Below are 18,139 nucleotides of genomic sequence, written 5' to 3' on the forward strand. Positions count from 1 at the left end.
ATAAGACTGTGTTTTTGACTAACACTAGGCAGGAAGTGATGGAAGTGTTGACGGGCCCGGAGCGCCGGCGGCGCTGGACGGCGGAGCAAAAGCTGGCGATGGTTCGCGAGAGTTTCGAACCAGGGAAGTCGGTTTCGATGGTCGCGCGGCAGCACGGCGTGAACCCGAACCAGCTGTTCCACTGGCGCAAGCTGTACCAGGATGGGAGCCTGTCAGCGGTCAAGGCTGGCGAGGAAGTGGTTCCGGCCTCAGAGCTGGCCGACGCGCTCAAGCAGATTCGCGAGCTGCAACGGATGCTCGGCAAGAAGACCATGGAGAACGAGATTCTCCGCGAAGCAGTCGAGTACGGCCGGGCAAAAAAATGGATAGCGCACTCGCCCTCGCTGCCGGAGGACGACCAGTGAAACTGGTTTGTGAAGTTCTCGGCGTGTCGCGCTCGAACGTATCGGCACGACTGTCGCGTCCGGCGACGTGGCGCGATGGCCGTCAATCGCGGCAGACGGACGATGCGAGCGTGGTCGAGGAAATCCGCCGAGTCGTCGGCGATTTGCCCAGCTATGGCTATCGCCGGGTGTGGGGCTCGCTGCGCAATGAACGCATTGCTGCCGGACAGGTGCCGTTCAATGCGAAGCGCATCTATCGCATCATGCGCACTCACGGTCTGCTGATGCAACGGCGTCCAGCCCCGCCTCGGCCGCAACGTCGGCACGATGGCAAGGTGGCCGTCGCGCGCAGCAATCAGCGATGGTGCTCGGACGGCTTCGAGTTCCGCTGCGACAACGGCGAGCCGCTGCGGGTGACGTTTGCGCTGGATTGCTGCGACCGAGAGGCGATGAGCTGGGCAGCCACGACAGCAGGTCACAGCGGCGACATCGTGCGCGACGTGATGCTGGCTGCAGTGGAAAATCGGTTTGGCAACGAACTGCATACCCCGTCCGAAATCGAGTGGCTGAGCGACAACGGTTCGGGCTACACGGCCGACGACACGCGCCGGTTCGCAGTGGCCATCGGCCTGAAGCCATTGACCACGCCGGTGTGCAGCCCGCAAAGTAACGGGATGGCCGAGAGCTTCGTGAAGACAATGAAGCGCGACTACGTTGCCTTCATGCCAAAGCCGGACGCAGCGACTGCTGCACGCAACTTGGCCATCGCGTTCGAGCATTACAACGAGAAGCATCCCCATAGCGCGCTGAAATACCGCTCGCCTCGCGAGTTCCGGCGCTCGATGGATTCAGCAACCTTAGTGTGATGCCGTGTCCGGGATTACAGGGTCAACTCCACCGATGAACACGCTTGGATCTATTCGGGTATCTGTTATGCAGACCACATGGCGAACAATTAAGACGGCATTGTGTGGAATGGTTGTCGGCGCTTTTAGTGCCGTCGCGATTGCACAAACACCGGAGCCGCAGTATGTACAACTGAGCGCGGGACCGATTGTGCAGCAACATGCGCACCGGCTCGTCGTGACTGACGCGCGGCATGGAAAATTGCGGACCCTGGAGGTTCCTGGCGCGATACGGCGTGCATTGACGTCGTCATCGAGCGTCGCATTTCCAGCGGCGCGCTCCCGAATAATCGATGGGCATGAGTTCCTCATGGTGGTGATCAATCAATCGTCCAGCGACAATCCAACGGGCTACTGCGGGGCCGGCGAGGAAGGAACGCTTTACGTCCTTCGTTTAGATGGAAAACGCGCAGAACCTGTCTACTCGACGCTGGTGCAGAGCTGCATCAAGAACATCGACTTGTTCACCGATTCAGGGAACAAGTCTCCCTATCTTGCGATCGCTTGGACTGAGGCGGGAGACGATTTCCGTATTCACTGGGCGAATTACGCAAAACCAGAACCTCTTACACGACAGTATCGCTATGCGAATGGCACCTTCATTGTCGATAGCGAGCTTCCCAATTGACCCTGGAGCAAGATGGAGCGGGCGGGGAAGGCACTGTATTCGATGCGGGACGCGCTCGTCGGGGTCACCTCGCATGGGCAGTGGGGCGGGTGTCGGCGGAAACCGAAGCGCCGGTCCAGCGCCCGTTTCCGCCGATGACTTGCTTGCGAATGCGCCGTGCCGCGGTCACAACACTTTGTCGGCCGTTGCCGGATAGCGGCCGCCGGCCGCATCGTCGCCCGTCGCGAGTTCTTCCAGCGCGAGCCCCTTCGTTTCGATCCCGAGCGTCCACACCGCGATCGCGGCGGCCGCGAACGACAGCGCGCCGAGCGTGAACACGCCGCCCTGGCCGAACACCGGCAGCACGACGCCCACCACGTAAGGCCCGATCAGCGAGCCGACGCGCCCGATCGCCGACGCGAAGCCCGAGCCCGTCGCGCGCGCGCCGGTGCCGTACAGTTCGGGCGTATACGTGTACAGCGCGGCCCACATCCCGAACAGGAAGAACTGCATCGCGAGGCCGGTGCCGATCAGCAGCGCCATGCTGCCGCCGTACAGCGCGCTCTGCCCGTAGGCGTAGGCCATGATGCCGCCGCCGACCAGCGACGCGATGCAGGTCGGCTTGCGGCCCCAGCGCTCGACGAGCCATGCGGCGCACAGGAAGCCCGGCACGCCGCCGAGCGAGATCAGCACCGTGTAGAACACCGACTTCGTGACCTCGAAGCCGGCCTGCTGCAGCAGCGCGCCGAGCCACGACGTGAGCCCGTAGAAGCCGAGCAGCGCGAAGAACCACAGCAGCCACACCATCGTCGTGCGGCGGCGATATGCGCCACTCCAGATCTCGCGCAGCGCGCCGCGGCCGCGCGCGGCGGCCGGCTCGGCGAGCCGCGACGGCGGCGGCAGCGTCGCGACGCCGGCCGAGCGCATCACCTTCGCCTCGATCGTGCGCATCACCGTGTCGGCTTCCGCGTGCCGGCCCGCGTGTTCGAGCCAGCGCGGCGATTCGGGCACGATGCGGCGCACCACCAGCACGAACACAGCCGGAATCGCGAGCAGCGCGAACACCGTGCGCCAGCCGAACTGCGGCAGCACGAAGTAAGCGACGATGCCGGCCGTGATGAAGCCGAGCGGCCAGAAGCCGTCCATCAGCGCGATCAGGCGGCCGCGCTTCTCGGTCGGCACGAATTCGGACAGCAGCGTCTGCGCGACCGGGAATTCCATGCCCATGCCGATGCCGAGCAGCACGCGATAGACGATCAGCGCGTCGACGCTCTGCGCGGTCGAGCACAGGTACGACGCGGCGCCCCACAGCACCATGCTCCACTGGAATACGGGGCGGCGGCCGAAGCGGTCGGCGAGCAGGCCGGCGACGGCCGCGCCGAGCACCATGCCGAAGAAGCTCGCGCTCGCGACGAGGCCGGCGGCCGCGGTCGACAGCCCGAACTCCTTGCGGATCGAGCCGAGCACGAAGGTCATCGTGCCGAGGTCGACCGAATCGAAGAAGAACGCGATCGCGATGATGAAGAAGATCCGCTTGTGATAGCCGGAGAACGGCAGGCGTTCGAGCCGGGCGGCGGCGGAGGCGGGAGCGGTGGCGGCGGGCATGGCGTCCTCTGAAGAAGGAAAGCCTCGAAGCGGGCGGCTTCAAGGCTTCGAGCATTCAGTAGACGCGACCACAAAAAGCCGCATTGGAGGAAAAGCGCCGCGGGCTTGAACAAATGCGTCATCGCCGCGGCGCGCGCCGGTCAGTTCTTCAGCTTGTAGCCGGTGCGGAACATCCACGCGACGATCGCGAGCAGGATCACGAGGAACAGCGAGGTCGCGGCGAGGCTGATGCCGACGTGCACGTCCGCGAGCCCGTAGAACGACCAGCGGAAACCGCTGATCAGGTACACGATCGGATTGAACAGCGTGACGACGCGCCACACCGGCGGCAGCATGTCGACCGAATAGAAGCTGCCGCCGAGGAACGTCAGCGGCGTGATGATCAGCAGCGGCACGAGCTGCAGCTTCTCGAAGCTGTCGGCCCAGATGCCGATCACGAAGCCGAACAGGCTGAACGTGATCGACGTCAGCACGAGGAACAGCACCATCCAGAACGGATGCAGGATGTGCAGCGGCACGAACAGGCCGGCGGTCGCGAGGATGATCAGGCCGAGCAGCATCGACTTCGACGCGGCCGCGCCGACGTACGCGATCACGATCTCCCAGTACGACACGGGCGCGGACAGGATCTCGTAGATCGTGCCGGTGAAGCGCGGGAAGTAGATGCCGAACGACGCGTTCGAGATGCTCTGCGACAGCAGCGACAGCATCACGAGGCCCGGCACGATGAACGAGCCGTAGCCGATGCCGTTCACGTCGCTGATGCGCGAGCCGATCGCCGAGCCGAACACGACGAAGTACAGCGACGTCGAGATCACCGGCGCGATGATGCTCTGCATCAGCGTGCGGCGCGTGCGGGCCATTTCGGCGCGATAGATCGCGCGGATCGCCTGGAGATTCATCGGGTCTGGGCCTCTTGTGCGCCGTTGCGGCGGTTGTCGATCAGGCTGACGAAAATATCCTCGAGCGAGCTCTGCGTCGTATGCAGGTCGCGAAAGCCGATGCCGGATGCGCCCAGCGCATTGATCAGCTTCGCGATGCTCGCGTCGTCGCGCTGCGAGTCGTAGGTGTAGACGAGCGCGGCGCCGTCGTCCGCGCGTTCGAGCGCGAACGGCGCGAGTTCGGCCGGCACCGTCGCGAGCGGATGTTCGAGCTGCACGGTCAGCTGCTTCTTGCCGAGCTTGCGCATCAGCTCGCGCTTCTCTTCGACGAGCACGAGTTCGCCGCCGAGGATGATGCCGATCCGGTCGGCCATCTCCTCGGCTTCCTCGATGTAGTGCGTGGTCAGCACGATCGTCACGCCGTCCTCGCGCAGCGTATCGACGAGCTTCCACATGTCGCGGCGCAGCTCGACGTCGACGCCGGCGGTCGGTTCGTCGAGGAACAGGATGCGCGGCTCGTGCGACAGCGCCTTGGCGATCATCACGCGGCGCTTCATGCCGCCCGACAGCGTCATCAGCTTGTTGTTGCGCTTGTCCCACAGCGACAGCGCCTTCAGCGTCTTCTCGATGTACGCGGGATCGGGCGCCTTGCCGAACAGCCCGCGGCTGAACGACACGGTCGCCCAGACGGTCTCGAACGCGTCGGTCGTCAGTTCCTGCGGCACGAGGCCGATCATTTCGCGGGCGGCGCGGTATCGATCGCGGATGTCGTGGCCGCCGACCGTCACGCGGCCTTCGGTCGGCGTGACGATCCCGCAGATCGAGCCGATCAGCGTCGTCTTGCCGGCGCCGTTCGGCCCGAGCAGCGCGAAGATCTCGCCGGGACGGATGTCGAGGGTCACGTGCTTCAGCGCCTGGAAGCCGGACGCGTAGGTTTTCGAGAGATCGGAAACGGAGAGGATCGGTTGCATGCTCACGGATGGCACGACCGTCCGGCAGCGCGGCGCCGGTCATGCAGGCCCGGCTTCCCGGCCGCGGGCAAGCGGGCGAGAGCGGGCGCGGCATGGCGGGCAGGCGTCATGTCGAACGGTGCAGGGTGCGGGATCGCGGGACCGCCATCTTAGCAATCGGAAGATCGAAATGCATGCTGATGGAAAGGCAGTGGGGCGGGCGTGCGGGATTTGCTCGAAATATCGCGCGTGCGTTGAATGCCGCGGGTTTTTATTCGAGTAAGGCGAACAATATGCATCGATTCGCGCCGATCGATGCAGATCCGCGTTTTGCGCGCCGGCGGCGGTCGTCGGCCGGCCGACTGTGCTGCCCGGACCTCGCCGCGCCGTATCGGGACGGCTCGCGGCGCGCTCGTGATAAATGCATGTCTTCCCCTTCCAGGAGCGGCATGCATGTCCCTGATCGATTTCAAGTCCGTTGCGGCCGCGCAGGCCGTCGCGTGGAAGTCCGTGATCGTCGGCGAAGTCGGGCCGGCGCGGATCAAGGTGCTGCGCATGGATGCGCAGCCGTATGCCGCGGAAGTCCACGACTACAACGAAGGGCTGCTGGTGCTCGACGGCCGGCTGATGCTCGAGGTCGACGGGGAAACGATCGTGGTCGAAGCCGGGCAGATGTATCTCGCGCACGCGGGCGTACGTCACGCGGTGCTGCCCGGCAGTCACGGCACGCTGGCGATCGTCGATGTGTAAGCTTGCGCCGCAGGCGGGACGACCGCCCGCGCGGGCCGCCGCGTCGGGCCGCGCGCGGTTCGCGCATGACGAATCAAACGCCTGTTATACCGGCTGGATATTTGTCTGAGCAAAGGCAATGTAGGCTGTTTGAAAATCTGTCAAAAACCACGCAAGGACAGGGACTGCGCGATCCGGCCCGTTTGGAACTCTGCATCCATTTACTTGTGCGTATCGTCCGATCATAGTTTGCCGAACGACGCATCACGATAACGAATCAAGCGTACGTACGGAGACCATCCATGACACGCGCATCCACGAGGCTAGCCGGACTGCCGTTTTCCGCTTTTTCCGTTTTTTCCGCGCATGCGGGCGTGACGCGAGTCGCGCGCCCGCGTTGCCGCAGCGCCGCCTAGCGGCGAATCCGATTCCGACCTGAAGTTCCGACGGCGCCGTGCCGGATCACGGCGCCGCGGGAACGCGCTCGCGCCGTTCCGCCGTCGCCGCTCATGCGGCATGACCGGTGCCGGCCGCGGCGCGCACACGTCATGCGCCGCGCGCGGGCGGCGGCGCGATACCAACCGGCGGGCCATGCAGCCTGCCCGGACGAGGCCTGTCGTATCCGAAAAGGAGGGGTTGATGATTTGCATTCCTGAATGGCGGAAGATGATCCTGTCGTGCGCGGTGCTGGCGATGCCGTTCGTCGCCGGCTGCGGCGGCGGCGACGATCCGGGGCCGATCAACGTGCCGCAGTGCTCGGGCAGCGCATGCGGGCCGAGCGGCCCGATCACGACGCCGCCCGTGGTCAACAAGCTGTGCCCCGACGCGCTCGACTACACGACGACCTACACGGGCGGGGCCGGCAGCGGCGAATACGTGAAGGTGAAGTTCGACACGACGAAGCTCACCTACCAGCTGCAGTTCCTCGAATCGTCGGTGCCGACCTCGGCGGGGCAGGTCAACAACACGCGCGCGGGCCTGACGATCAGCGGCACGTTCCATCATCCGACCAATCTGCCGACGGCCGAGCAGAATCGCTGCGCCTTCGTGCTGGACAGCGGCGCGACGAGCGACGGCGCGTACTCGGTGACGATCAACCGCGCCGATCCGCCGATGCTGTTCGTCGGCAACGGCGTGGTCGGCGGCGGGATTCCGGGCGCGACGATCGCGTTCGCGGGGCTCGAAGTCGTGCCCGGCGTCTTCCTCGGCACGGTGCCGTCGCGCACGTTCGACTTCTATCCGTTCATCGGCTTCGTCAAAACGGAAACCGACTTCGCGAAGGTCGCAGGCAATTACAACGAGGTCGGGATTCATCTGTCGCCGCTCGGCGGCGCTGCGCAGAGTGCGGCCGGACTGGTCGGCTGGGAGCCGGATGTCGTCAACTGGAACCAGACCTTCAACGCGGACGGTTCGTGCACGATCACGCCGGGCAGCGACTACTCGTGCCAGACGACCGGCACGCCGTGGACGCTGCGCAAGAACGCGGACGGCTCGGCCGACAACGTGTTCGTGAGCCATCCGGTGCCGAACGCGTTCGGGCTGCCCGTGTATCCGATGGCGGGCCAGGCGGCGAACCTGATGATTCTTTCGCCGAGCCAGGCGAAGGGCATCATGATCGTCGGCAAGCTGAACGGCGTGCTGGTGCCGGTCGTGATTCGGGTCGGCTATACGTACGTCGATGCCGCCAATCCGCTCGCGTCGGTCGGCGATGCCGAGGTCGGAATCTCGATGCTGTCGCCGACCACCGCGATCGCCGCGAATTCGCTGAAGGGCGGCTACATCGGCGCGACCAGCGCATCCGCATGCGGCGTCGTGGTATCCGGCGGCGAGGTGAACTCCTTTGCCATCGCGGGGCCGAGCTTCAATCCGAACGTGCCGCACCCGGACCTGCCCGGACGCTTCGTCAACGGCAGCTTCATGCCGGAAGCGGGCACCTGCAACGACGGCACCGCGGTTTCGACGCTCGCCGCGAACTACACGTCGACGCTGTTCCAGGGCAATACCGCGGCCTTCATCGATCCGCAGACGTCGTCGGTCACGTCGCAATTCGCGCTCGACTACACGCAGGCCACGCCCGGCAAGGTCAAGGTCACGGCCACGCAGGACTTCAACGCGAAGGGCGCGAACGGCGACGTGGCGATCTTCAGCAAGGGCGATACGGGCTGGATCGTGACGGCCGGCAACGTCTACGCGATGGTCGTCAACAACAGCAAGGTCAACCCGTTCTTCACGGTCGGCGCGTTCGTGCAGTAACGGCGTAGCGGACACGGAACACCGGCGGCGCAGGCGTCGCCGCCGGCGAATCGATATTCGAGAGGATTCCCTATGAATGTGAAGCATTGGATGGTGGCCGCGACGCTCGCGCCCGTGCTGGCCGCCTGCGGCGGCGACGGCGATCCGCCGCCCGCGCCGGTGGTGCGGCTGTGCCCGCAGACGATCGACTACAACACCGTGTTCATCGGCGGCTCGGGCTCGGGCGAACTCGTGAAGGTGCAGCTCGACACGACGAAGATGACCTACCGGATGACCTACCTCGCGTCGCCGGTGCCGGTCACGACCGGCACCGTGCAGCCGACGCGCGATGCGGCGCCGGCCAACGTGGTCGACGGCACGCTGGTCGACGAGACCGGCCTGCCGACCGTCAAGCTGAACCAGTGCACGTTCCGGATGCAGAACGCGAGCCTCGATCCGAGCCGGCCCGCGCGGCTGTTCCTCGGCGAGGGCGTGCTGGGCGGCGCGATCCCCGGCGCGACGATCCAGTTCGACGGCGTGATCGGCGTCGGCCGGATTCCGAAGACGACGTTCCCGTACTACCCGTTCATCAGCTTCTCGTCGCTGGAAACCGACCTGACGAAGATCGCCGGCACCTACAACCAGCTCGGCTATCACCAGGTGCCGTCGCAGAACTTCCAGCCGGTCGCGCTCGACCAGCAGGTGACGATCCACGCGGACGGCAGCTATGTCGAGACCGACAACTTCGGCAAGAAGAACGGCGGGCAGCCGCTCGCGTCGAGCGCGACCGTGAACCAGCCGTTCACGCTGCGCGGCGATGCGCCGGCGTTCCAGTCGCTGAACTACCAGCCGCAGGTTGCGCCGACGCTCGCCGCGCTCGATCCGGCAAAGGCCGGCAAGGGGATCCTGATCGTCGGCCGGCTGCGCAGCCAGCTCGTGCCGATCTTCATCCGCACCGGCGCGGCGAACGCCGATCTCACGCAGGGCGCGCCGAGCGCGGACGACGAATCGGGCATCTCGTTCCTGAGCCCGCAGACGGCCGTCGCGCCCGGTTCGCAGAACGGCGAGTACACGGGTGTCGACAGCGCGTTCGACTACCGCGCGACCGCGTTGGTCGGCGCGCAGGCGACGCTGCTCGATCCGTTCAACGCGTCGCAGGCCGCGCTCACGCGCGCGCTGAACCTCGACTACACGCAGAAGGTGCCGGGCGTCGTGACGACCGTGCATGCGGACGCGGCGTCGGGGCCGGCGACCGGCAAGTTCGTGTTCACCGGCGGCGTGTTCGGCTTCCTCGACATGAACGATACGAGCAATCCGTACTTCACGGTCGGCGCGTTCGTGCAGTGAGCGCATGGATGGAGACACGGCGGCGCCGCGCGCGGGTGCGCGGCGCCCGGACAGAACGAGGGGGAGATCTCATGAAGAAGCTGATAGTCGCGGGTGTCGTCGCAGCTGCATCGACGCTCGCATCGGCGCAGCAGGCGGGCGACAACGTCGCGACGCTCGGATGGCTGCACATCATGCCGCAGGATTCGACCAACGGCCTGACGACGAATCTCGCGAACATGCCGATCAACGGGCCGCTGCGGCTGCCGGGTTCGTTTACGTCGCCGGGCACGAGCCTGACGGTCAACAACGCCGATACGGTCGGCCTCACGCTCACGCACTTCTTCACCGACCATATCGCGGTCACGTCGGTGCTCGGCGTGCCGCCCGAGTTCACGCTGACCGGGCACGGCGTGATCCGCCCGCCGGGCCCGGCCGGCGCGCTCGGCAACGTCGACATGGACAAGTCGGCGAACCAGCCGGCCGTGAAGAACGCGCGGCAGTGGAGCCCGACCGTGATCCTGCAGTACTACTTCAATTCGCCGACCGCGAGGTTCCGGCCGTTCGTCGGGATCGGCGTGGCCTACAGCTGGTTCAGCAACATCGAGCTGAACGGCAACTTCGCGAAGGACATCAACGAGAACCTCGGCAGCGTGCTCGCGGCGGGCGCCGGCAAGCCGGGGCCGACGTCGGTCGAGGGCAAGGCATCGTCGTCGTTCACGCCGGTCTACAACGTCGGCGCGAGCTATGCGATCGACAAGCACTGGGGCCTGACGGCGACGCTGACCTACATGCCGCTGAAGACCTACTCGTCGCTCGTGATCCGCGCCGCCGACGGCTCGACGCTCGCGACCACGCGCACGCGGCTGAAGGCCGATCCGCTGATCACGTTCGTCGGGATTTCCTACAAGTTCTGAGCCGACCGGCGCGCATGGCGCGCGCCGGCGGTTTCCTGCGACCGGCTGGCCGGTGTGGTTGCGGCCGGAGCGGCGCGTTCCCGGCGGCGTGCCGCCATTTGTGAAGAGAGGGCAGTTCGAATGAGCATACGCAAAATCGCCTCGCTTGTTGCTGCAGTGGCCTTCACCGCGGTTTCGGCCGCGCCTGCTTTCGCGGTCACCGTATCGCGCGCCGACGGCCAGCCGATGAATCCGAACGGCGAACCGTTTTCCGCATCGGGCCTGACGACCCTCGCCAAGGGGTCGATCAACGCCAACTGCAACGCGACGTTCAACGGCACGATCACCGCGACGGGCATCGTCAACATCACGTCGACGACGTTTTCCGGCGGGCCGACGTGCGGGCTGATCAGCGGCAGCGCGAGCAGTACGACGCCGTGGACGGGGCAGGCCGACAGCACGACGCAGCTGTCGATCAACAACGCGAAGGTGACCGTTTCGCTGCTCGGCGCGTGCGGGCCGAGCAAGATCGTGACGACGTGGAGCGACCCGAACTCGTCGCTGACGTTCAACAACGCGCTGCTGACGCCGGACTGCACGGTGAGCGGCACGGTCGCGACCTCGCCGAAGTTCCACGTGCAGTAAGCGTCGCGGACCGGGGCCGGACGGCTGCCATTCGAGGGCCGTGATGCAAGGTGCGGCGGCTGTCCGCTGCCTCGATCTCCGACGGTTGATGCCGTCGCGCGCATTGCGGCGCGACGGCCGGCCGCGCGCGCCGCGATCCGGCGCGTGCGGTCGTGCGGTGGCCGGTGCGTCATCGCGCACCGGCCGAAGCGACTGAAACGGTGCAATACCGATCTGCGAGAACCTTCCCGGAAAGAACCATGATCACCGACCCGAAGCAGGACGGCGACACCCGCGGCGCGCTGCCCGACCGGCTGCGCACGGCCGCGTGGCTGCAATACCTGATCGACCGTCTCGACGATGCGGCCGGCGCCGCGGACATCGCCGTGCGTTCGCGCGCCGGCCTGTCTCGCGATGCGCGTGCCGCGCTGCACGAACTGGCGCCGTGGCTCGCGACGGACGGCAGCGGCTGCGCATGCGCGCGCGACGACGCGTGCACGCATGTGCCGAACGCGCAGCAGCTCGCGCACGCCGAGCGTTGCTGCCCGGGCTCGCGCGCGGTGTACGACTCGGCGCACGGCGTGGTGGATGCATGGTCGTTCGACGATCGCGAGACCGGCTGGGCCGCGCTCGAGCGGATCGCGGAAGGCGTCGGCAACAGCGACGAGACGGCCGCACGCGACGCGGGCCATGAGCGCGGGCGAGCTGCCGTGCCGCCGGCGAAGCATCTGGCGGAACAACGCATCGCCGTGGCGGCGGCCGGCGCGCAGCCGTCGACGCGTCCCGGTGCGCTGGTCGATGCGGTCGTGCTGCGCATTTGCGGTGCGCGCGACGACGCCTCGCGTATCGACGAGATGGCCGCGCTCGCGACGTTCTGCGCCGCGCTGGCAGCCGGCGATGCGATCTCGATCGCGGCCTACGGCGGTGCGCACAACCTCGTCGCGCGCGCGATCCGCACGCGTCGCGCCGATCTCGCGTCGGTGGACGGCCTGCTGGCGTCGCTGTCCGTGTGCCGTCTCGAACGACTCGTCGGCGCCGGAAGCTTCTGGGCGTACTACCTGCTGGCAGGCATCGCGATCGCGGCGCCGGGCGTCGTGCACGCATTCGGGCGCCGCTTTCATGGCGACGCGTGGCGGGAATGGCTCGATGCGGTGCTGGCATCGCCTGCGGTCGGCCGCTTCGGGTCGCAGGAGGACGCTGCGTTCGAGCGGCTGCGCGGCGCGATGAGCCTGACGTCGCGCCGGAACCCGATCGTCCGGGCGAAGCGCCTGCGCACGCGGGCCGTCGCGATCGCGCCGTTCGGCCGCGGCGGCGCCGGGACGGACTGATTCGCATCGGCGGTTCCGTTCGATCCGGCGTGCGCCCGCCATCGGGCGCGAGCGCCCCGCTTGACGACGGAGCGCCAAAGTATGCTCCAATGGCGGACGTGCCTTGCCCGCCGCAGGCGGCGCCGCCGGATCAGACAATTCGAAAACGGTCAGTCAGATGTCAAAGCAACGCAAGAAAATCCTGCTGCTGAGCGTCAGCGCGGGAGCCGGTCATACCCGCGCGGCCGAAGCGATCCGCGCGTTCGCAGACGATCATCCGGCCGGCATCGAGGCCACGCACCTCGACGTGATGGACTTCGTTTCCACCGGCTTTCGCAAGCTGTACACCGATCTCTACCTCAAGCTCGTCAGCAGCCAGCCCGCGCTGTGGGGCTATCTGTACCAGAAGACCGACGAGGTCGATCCCGCCGCGGCGTCGCAGAAGATCCGCCGCGCGATCGAGCGGCTCAATTGCCGGCAACTGCTCGCGGAAATCGAACGGCAGCGCCCGGACGCGATCATCTGCACGCACTTCCTGCCGGCCGAGCTGCTGTCGCGCGAGATTCGCAAGGGGCGCGTCGATACGCCGGTGTGGGTGCAGGTGACCGACTTCGACCTGCACAGCATGTGGGTCGTGCCGAACATGCGCGGCTATTTCGCGGCCAACGACGAGATCGCGTGGCGCATGCGTGCGCGCGGGATGGCGCCCGACACGGTGCACGTCAGCGGCATCCCGATCATGCCGGCATTCGGCCGGCCGCTCGATCGCGCCGCGTGCGCGGCCGAGTTCGGGCTGGATCCGGCGAAGCCGACTTTCCTGATGATGTCCGGCGGCGCCGGGCTCGGCGGTCTCGACGTGCTGGCCGCGCGCCTGCTGGAGATGGACGCCGACTTCCAGCTGATCGCGCTGGCCGGCAAGAACCAGGCAATGCTGGCGTCGCTGCAGGCGCTCGCCGCGCGGCATCCCGCGCGGCTCTTTCCGCAGGGCTTCACGCACCACGTCGAGCGCCTGATGGCCTGCGCCGACCTCGTGATCACGAAGCCGGGCGGCCTGACGACCTCCGAGTGCCTCGCGATGCAGCTGCCGATGATCGTCAACTCGCCGATTCCCGGCCAGGAGGAGCGCAACGCGGATTTCCTGCTCGAACAGGGTGTCGCGCTGAAGGCGATCGACGACGATGCGCTCGTCTACCGCATCCGTGCGCTGCTGCAGACGCCCGAGCGCCTCGCCGACATGCGCCGCCGTCTGGCGCCGCTCGGGCGGCCGCTGGCCGGCCGCTTCGTGCTCGACCGCGTGCTGGGCCTGGAGCCGGCGGCATGAGCGTCGCGCGTTTCATGCCGACGCGCCATACGCTGTTCGTCGTCGCCTGGGTCGTGCTGCTCGCGTTCTTCTTCGCGAACGTCGAGATCCAGATCGAAGGCAGCGCCGGCTGGGCCGCGAACCTGCCGACCTGGCGCATCGAGCATCACTGGCTGCTCGACATCTTCTGGGGCGGCCGCCCGATGACCGGCTACCACGCGTGGGTGTTCCCGTTCGTCGCGCTGTTCTTCCACCTGCCGCCGGTCTTCAACGGGCGATGGTCGTGGCGCATCGAGGCGCGCATCGTCGCGTGCATCATGGTGTTCTGGCTGGTCGAGGATTTTCTGTGGTTCGTGCTGAACCCGGCGTATGGCCTCGCGCGCTTCAACCCGGCCCACGTGCCGTGGCATATCCACTGGACAGGCGTCGCGCCGACCGACTACTGGACGATGAGCGCCGCGGCGATCGTCCTGTTTGTGCTGTCCCGCGAGCGGCAATCCATTCCAGGCTGAAACACCATGAAGACTGCCATCGTTGCGATGATGACCGCCGCGCTTGCCGGCATCGTAGTGCCGGCCGAGGCCGCACCGACGCCGGCTTCCGGCGTTCCCGCGCGGCCGCTGGACTGGGCGCTGGGCATGACCGACACACGCGTGAACAATCTTTACCGGATCACGCCATCGCTGTACCGCAGCGCGCAGCTGTCGCGTGCGGACGTGCCGCAGCTGGAGAAGCTCGGCATTCGCAAGGTCATCAGCTTCCGCGCGTTCCACTCGGACGACAGCATCCTGGTCGGCACGCAGATCACGATGCTGCGGATTCCGATCAATACCTGGCACATTCGCGACCAGGACATGGTCGCCGCGCTCAAGGCATTGCGCACCGCGGACCAGGACGGCCCGGTGCTGATCCATTGCCAGCACGGCGCGGACCGCACCGGCCTCGTGTCGGCGCTGTATCGCGTCGTGTACCAGGGCTGGACGCGCGAGCAGGCGCTCGACGAGCTGCAGCATGGCGGATACGGGTTCCATCCGGTCTGGCGCAACATCACGTCCTACCTGCAGAACGTCGACGTTGCGAAGCTGCGGCGCGAAGTCGACGAATGAGCTGAAAAAAACGAACGCCGCCGACCGAGGTGGTCGACGGCGTCCCAGTGGCGGCGCCGCGGGCGAGGGCGGCCGCCCTCGCCGTCGGTCAGACCGTTTCCGGCTGGCGCACGGCCTTCGCGACATTGCGCGCCGGCGCGCCGTTCGCGACGAAATACGGCACGTTCGCGCGTTCGAGCGGCTTGCGGCCGCGAATCCGGTCCGCGATCTTCTCGGCGATCATGATCGTCGGCGCATTGAGGTTGCCGGTCGTGATGATCGGCATGATCGACGCATCGACCACGCGCAGCCCGTCGAGCCCGTGCACGCGGCCTTCCTCGTCGACCACGGCCATGTCGTCGTAGCCCATCTTGCACGAGCACGACGGATGGAAGGCGGTTTCCGCGCGGGCGCGCACGAACGCGTCGAGTTCCTTGTCGGTCTTGCACTCGGCGCCCGGGTTCAGCTCGCGGCCGCGATAGCGGTCGAGCGCGGGCTGGCGCATGATCTCGCGCGTCGCGCGGATCGCGTCGCGGAACTCGCGCCAGTCGAGCGCCTCGGCCATGTAGTTGAACAGGATGCTCGGATGGTCGTTCGGGTCGCGCGAGCGCAGCTTCACGCGACCGCGGCTCGGCGAGCGCATCGAACCGACGTGCGCCTGGAAGCCGTGCATCTCGATCGCGTTCGAGCCGTTGTAGTTGATCGCGACCGGCAGGAAGTGATACTGGATGTTCGGCCACAGGTCGTCGTCGCGCGTGCGGATGAAGCCGCCCGCCTCGAAGTGGTTGCTCGCGCCGAGGCCGGTGCCGTTCAGCATCCATTCGAGGCCGATCTTCGGCTGGTTCCACCACTTGAGCGCCGGATACAGCGACACCGGTTCCTTGCACTCGTACTGGATGTACATCTCCAGGTGGTCCTGCAGGTTCTGGCCGACGCCGGGCAGGTCGAGCACGACCGGAATGTCGAGTTCCTTCAGCCACGCGCCGGGGCCGACGCCCGAGCGCTGCAGCAGCTGCGGCGACGCGATCGCGCCGCTGCACACCAGCACTTCGCGACGCGCATGCGCGCTCGCGCGCTCGTTGCCGCGCAGGTACGTGACGCCCGACGCGCGCTTGCCGTCGAACAGGATGCGATCGGCGAGCGCGTGCGTGACGATCTCGAGATTCGGCCGCGTCTTCGCCTGGTCGAGGTAGCCGCGTGCGGTGCTGGCGCGGCGGCCCTTCGGCGTGACGGTGCGGTCCATCGGGCCGAAGCCTTCCTGCTGGTAGCCGTTCAGGTCGTCGGTGCGCGGATAGCCGGCCTGCACGCCCGCTTCGACCATCGCCTCGAACAGCGGGTTCACGCCCGGCTTGCTGGTCGTGACCGACACGGGGCCGCTGCCGCCGTGATAGTCGTTCGGGCCGACGTCGCGCGTCTCGGCCTTCTTGAAGTACGGCAGGCAGTCGAGATACGTCCAGTTCTCGAGACCCTTGTGCGTCGACCAGTTGTCGTAGTCGAGCGCGTTGCCGCGGATGTAGCACATGCCGTTGATCAGCGACGAGCCGCCGAGCCCCTTGCCGCGGCCGCACTCCATCCGGCGGTTGTCCATGTGCGGCTCGGGATCGGTTTCGTATGCCCAGTTGTAGCGGCGGCCCTGCAGCGGATAGGCGAGGGCCGCCGGCATCTGCGTGCGGAAGTCGAAGCGGTAGTCGGGGCCGCCGGCTTCGAGCAGCAGCACCGTCACATTCGGATCTTCCGTCAGGCGCGTCGCGAGCACGTTGCCCGCCGAGCCGGCGCCGCAGATGATGTAGTCGTATTCGCGTGTCGTCATGACGGTTGAACTCCTTTAGGACTCAAAATACCGGGTTGTAGCGGCCGAGCTCGACCTGCACCGACTTGATCCGAGTGTAGTGCTCGAGCGTCGTGATGCCGTTCTCGCGTCCGACACCGGATTGCTTGTATCCGCCAACCGGCATCTCGGCCGGCGACTCGCCCCAGGTGTTGATCCAGCAGATGCCGGCTTCGAGGCGATGGATCGTGCGGTGCGCGCGCGACAGGTTCTCGGTCACGACGCCGGCCGCGAGGCCGTAGTGCGTGTCGTTGGCGCGCGCGATCACTTCGTCCTCCGATTCGAAATCGAGCAGGCTCATCACCGGCCCGAAGATCTCTTCGCGCACGATCTTCATGTCGTCGCGGCAGTCGCCGAACACGGTCGGCGCGACGTACTGGCCGCTGCCGAAATGGCCGTCGGTCAGGCGCGTGCCGCCCGCGAGCAGCTTCGCGCCCTCGGCCTTGCCGCTCTCGATGAAGCCGAGCACCTTGTCGAGCTGCGCAGCCGATACGAGCGGCCCGAAGTTCGTGTCGGCATCGGTCGGCTTGCCGACGCGGATGCGCTTCACGCGTTCGAGCACCTTCTGCGTGAACGCGTCCTTGATCGAGCGGTGCACGAACACGCGCGTGCCGTTCGTGCAGACCTGGCCCGAGCTGAAGAAGTTGGCGGTCACCGCGATGTCGGCCGCGCGGTCGAGGTCGGCATCTTCGAACACGATCAGCGGCGACTTGCCGCCGAGCTCCATCGTCACTTCCTTCAGCGACGACGCGCCCGCGAGCGACATCACCTTCTTGCCGGTCTCGACGCCGCCGGTGAACGACACCTTCGCGATGTCCGGATGGCCGGTGAGCAGCGCGCCGACCGAGCCGTCGCCCTGCACGACGTTGAACACACCGGCCGGCACGCCGGCTTCCGTATAGATTTCCGCCAGCTTCAGCGCGCTCAGCGGCGTCACTTCGCTCGGCTTGAACACCATCGCGTTGCCGGCCGCGAGCGCGGGCGCGGTCTTCCAGCAGGCGATCTGGATCGGGTAGTTCCATGCGCCGATGCCCGCGCACACGCCGAGCGGTTCGCGGCGCGTATAGACGAACGAGTCGGCGCGCAGCGGCACCTGCAGGCCTTCGATCGCGGTGGCGAGGCCCGCGTAGTACTCGATCACGTCTGCGCCGGTGACGATGTCGACCGCGAGCGTCTCGGCGATCGGCTTGCCGGTGTCGCGCGTTTCGAGCGCCGCGAGTTCGTCGTTGCGCTCGCGCAGCAGCTCGACCGCGCGGCGCAGGATGCGCGAGCGCTGCATCGCGGTCAGCGCCGCCCATTCGCGCTGGCCTTCGCGTGCGGACGCGACCGCGCGCTCGACGTCGGCCGCGCTCGCCTGCTGCACCTGCGCGAGCAGTTCGCCGGTGGCGGGGTCGAAGCTGTCGAAAGTCTTGCCGCTGGTGGCATCGACGTAACCGCCGCCGATGTAGAGGCGCTGCAAACCGTATACGGACATGAGGATC

The 18,139-nt window shown here is 67.0% G+C and carries 16 protein-coding genes; 11 read left to right on the top strand and 5 right to left on the bottom strand.

Annotated features, from left to right (window positions below):
- Nucleotides 1–38: 38 nt before the first annotated feature.
- Both WS57_RS02455 and WS57_RS36770 read left to right on the top strand, forming a co-directional pair.
- Nucleotides 39–1,249 (top strand): IS3 family transposase gene (locus tag WS57_RS02455; RefSeq protein WP_155774291.1). Its coding sequence is split into 2 segments (ribosomal slippage): nucleotides 39–354 and nucleotides 354–1,249, totalling 1,212 coding nucleotides; the frame shifts between segments, so codons are not numbered across the junction.
- Between the two features lie 67 nt (nucleotides 1,250–1,316).
- Nucleotides 1,317–1,916 carry a hypothetical protein gene (locus WS57_RS36770; protein ID WP_155755106.1) on the top strand — a complete coding sequence of 200 codons (600 nt, stop codon included), beginning with the start codon at nucleotides 1,317–1,319 and terminating at the stop codon, nucleotides 1,914–1,916.
- 165 nt (nucleotides 1,917–2,081) lie between these two features.
- On the opposite strand, the gene WS57_RS02460 is transcribed toward WS57_RS36770, so the two are convergent.
- The 3 genes from WS57_RS02460 to WS57_RS02470 all read right to left on the bottom strand — a co-directional run bounded on the left by WS57_RS02460 (nucleotide 2,082) and on the right by WS57_RS02470 (nucleotide 5,352).
- Entirely contained in the window at nucleotides 2,082–3,500 is a 1,419-nt protein-coding gene (locus WS57_RS02460; protein ID WP_069243697.1) for an MFS transporter, read from the bottom strand.
- A gap of 140 nt (nucleotides 3,501–3,640) precedes the next feature.
- Nucleotides 3,641–4,402, bottom strand: coding sequence for an ABC transporter permease (locus WS57_RS02465; RefSeq protein WP_009690290.1), 762 nt, complete (start codon nucleotides 4,400–4,402; stop codon nucleotides 3,641–3,643).
- Nucleotides 4,399–5,352, bottom strand: coding sequence for an ABC transporter ATP-binding protein (locus WS57_RS02470; RefSeq protein ID WP_069243698.1), 954 nt, complete (start codon nucleotides 5,350–5,352; stop codon nucleotides 4,399–4,401). Before WS57_RS02470 ends, WS57_RS02465 begins: the two co-directional genes overlap by 4 nt.
- A 432-nt stretch (nucleotides 5,353–5,784) precedes the next feature.
- Here WS57_RS02470 and WS57_RS02475 point away from each other — a divergent pair, with 432 nt between their 5' ends.
- The 9 genes from WS57_RS02475 (at nucleotide 5,785) to WS57_RS02515 (ending at nucleotide 14,851) form a co-directional block, all read left to right on the top strand.
- Entirely contained in the window at nucleotides 5,785–6,081 is a 297-nt protein-coding gene (locus WS57_RS02475) for a cupin domain-containing protein (RefSeq protein WP_009690292.1), read from the top strand.
- 618 nt (nucleotides 6,082–6,699) lie between these two features.
- Nucleotides 6,700–8,313 (top strand): DUF2957 domain-containing protein, encoded by a 1,614-nt coding sequence (locus tag WS57_RS02480; RefSeq protein ID WP_069243699.1) that lies wholly within the window; start codon nucleotides 6,700–6,702, stop codon nucleotides 8,311–8,313.
- 72 nt (nucleotides 8,314–8,385) lie between these two features.
- Entirely contained in the window at nucleotides 8,386–9,639 is a 1,254-nt protein-coding gene (locus WS57_RS02485) for a DUF2957 domain-containing protein (protein ID WP_060299502.1), read from the top strand.
- 71 nt (nucleotides 9,640–9,710) lie between these two features.
- Complete coding sequence (locus WS57_RS02490; protein WP_059479637.1) at nucleotides 9,711–10,535, top strand: OmpW/AlkL family protein; 825 nt, start codon at nucleotides 9,711–9,713, stop codon at nucleotides 10,533–10,535.
- 120 nt (nucleotides 10,536–10,655) lie between these two features.
- Complete coding sequence (locus WS57_RS02495) at nucleotides 10,656–11,159, top strand: hypothetical protein (protein ID WP_040131092.1); 504 nt, start codon at nucleotides 10,656–10,658, stop codon at nucleotides 11,157–11,159.
- A gap of 239 nt (nucleotides 11,160–11,398) precedes the next feature.
- Nucleotides 11,399–12,466, top strand: coding sequence for a hypothetical protein (locus tag WS57_RS02500; RefSeq protein ID WP_059602477.1), 1,068 nt, complete (start codon nucleotides 11,399–11,401; stop codon nucleotides 12,464–12,466).
- Nucleotides 12,467–12,623: 157 nt separating this feature from the next.
- Nucleotides 12,624–13,766: an MGDG synthase family glycosyltransferase gene (locus WS57_RS02505; protein ID WP_059602480.1), complete on the top strand. Its 1,143-nt coding sequence runs from the start codon at nucleotides 12,624–12,626 to the stop codon at nucleotides 13,764–13,766.
- On the top strand, nucleotides 13,763–14,257 hold the full coding sequence (locus WS57_RS02510) for a hypothetical protein (RefSeq protein WP_009693763.1): 495 nt from the start codon (nucleotides 13,763–13,765) through the stop codon (nucleotides 14,255–14,257). Before WS57_RS02505 ends, WS57_RS02510 begins: the two co-directional genes overlap by 4 nt.
- A gap of 6 nt (nucleotides 14,258–14,263) precedes the next feature.
- Complete coding sequence (locus WS57_RS02515; protein ID WP_069243700.1) at nucleotides 14,264–14,851, top strand: dual specificity protein phosphatase family protein; 588 nt, start codon at nucleotides 14,264–14,266, stop codon at nucleotides 14,849–14,851.
- A gap of 88 nt (nucleotides 14,852–14,939) precedes the next feature.
- Here the strand turns inward: WS57_RS02515 and betA are convergent, their stop codons facing one another.
- Together betA and betB are read right to left on the bottom strand one after the other, a co-directional pair.
- A complete protein-coding gene (gene betA / locus WS57_RS02520; protein WP_069243701.1) occupies nucleotides 14,940–16,640 on the bottom strand; it encodes a choline dehydrogenase in 1,701 nt (566 codons plus the stop codon).
- A 22-nt stretch (nucleotides 16,641–16,662) separates the two neighbouring features.
- The gene (betB, locus tag WS57_RS02525) at nucleotides 16,663–18,132 is read right to left on the bottom strand and encodes a betaine-aldehyde dehydrogenase (protein WP_009693766.1); all 1,470 of its coding nucleotides are present in this window, start codon (nucleotides 18,130–18,132) and stop codon (nucleotides 16,663–16,665) included.
- Nucleotides 18,133–18,139 lie beyond the last annotated feature (7 nt).

Source organism: Burkholderia pseudomultivorans, from assembly GCF_001718415.1.
GTDB lineage: Bacteria > Pseudomonadota > Gammaproteobacteria > Burkholderiales > Burkholderiaceae > Burkholderia > Burkholderia pseudomultivorans_A.